Raw genomic sequence first — 1,454 nt, 5'->3', positions numbered from 1 at the left:
TGGGGTGACACAGAAGGGCAGTGACGCGGGCTGATGGAATAGCCCGTCCAAGCAGTGAGGCTAGTGTGTAGGCAAATCCGCACACTATTAGGCTAGGCTGTGATGGGGAGCGAAAATTGCAGTAGCGAAGGTCATGTACTCCGGCTGTCGAGAAAAGCCTCTAGCCAGGCGAAGGTGCCCGTACCGCAAACCGACACAGGTAGGCGAGCAGAGCATGCTAAGGCGCGCGGAAGAACTCTCGTTAAGGAACTCGGCAAAATGACCCCGTAACTTCGGGAGAAGGGGTGCCTCGGTAGGGTGAATAGCCCGAGGGGGCCGCAGTGAAAAGGCCCAAGCGACTGTTTAGCAAAAACACAGGTCTGTGCGAAGCCGTAAGGCGAAGTATACGGGCTGACGCCTGCCCGGTGCTGGAAGGTTAAGGGGAGCGGTTAGGGGCAACCCGAAGCTGTGAACCGAAGCCCCAGTAAACGGCGGCCGTAACTATAACGGTCCTAAGGTAGCGAAATTCCTTGTCAGGTAAATTCTGACCCGCACGAATGGCGTAACGACTTGGGCGCTGTCTCAACGAGAGATCCGGTGAAATTTTAATACCTGTGAAGATGCAGGTTACCCGCGACAAGACGGAAAGACCCCATGGAGCTTTACTGCAGCTTGATATTGGACTTTGGTACGATCTGTACAGGATAGGTGGGAGCCTGGGAAGCCGGAGCGCCAGCTTCGGTGGAGGCGCCGTTGGGATACCACCCTGATCGTATCGGAGTTCTAACCTGCTACCGTGAAACCGGTAGAGGGACCGTGTCAGGCGGGCAGTTTGACTGGGGCGGTCGCCTCCTAAAATGTAACGGAGGCGCCCAAAGGTTCCCTCAGAATGGTTGGAAATCATTCGAAGAGTGCAAAGGCATAAGGGAGCTTGACTGCGAGACCTACAAGTCGAGCAGGGACGAAAGTCGGGCTTAGTGATCCGGTGGTACCGAATGGAAGGGCCATCGCTCAACGGATAAAAGCTACCCTGGGGATAACAGGCTTATCTCCCCCAAGAGTCCACATCGACGGGGAGGTTTGGCACCTCGATGTCGGCTCATCGCATCCTGGGGCTGAAGTAGGTCCCAAGGGTTGGGCTGTTCGCCCATTAAAGCGGTACGCGAGCTGGGTTCAGAACGTCGTGAGACAGTTCGGTCCCTATCTGTCGCGGGCGTAGGAAATTTGAGAGGAGCTGTCCTTAGTACGAGAGGACCGGGATGGACGTACCGCTGGTGTACCAGTTGTTCCGCCAGGAGCACCGCTGGGTAGCCAAGTACGGACGGGATAAGCGCTGAAAGCATCTAAGCGTGAAGCCCCCCTCAAGATGAGATTTCCCAATTAGTAAGACCCCTTGAAGACGACGAGGTTGATAGGTTCGGGGTGGAAGCGCAGCAATGCGTGCAGCTGACGAATACTAATCGGTCGAGGGCTTA

General features: G+C 56.0%; 1 rRNA gene. It reads left to right on the top strand.

The features are described from left to right. Positions 1 to 1,454 (top strand): 23S ribosomal RNA (locus IDH41_RS31080); the annotation flags it as partial.

The organism is Paenibacillus arenilitoris (genome assembly GCF_014705655.1).
GTDB lineage: Bacteria > Bacillota > Bacilli > Paenibacillales > Paenibacillaceae > Pristimantibacillus > Pristimantibacillus arenilitoris.
Note: the sequence above shows the minus strand (reverse complement) of the source record. Positions and strands in the feature narration are given on the sequence as shown.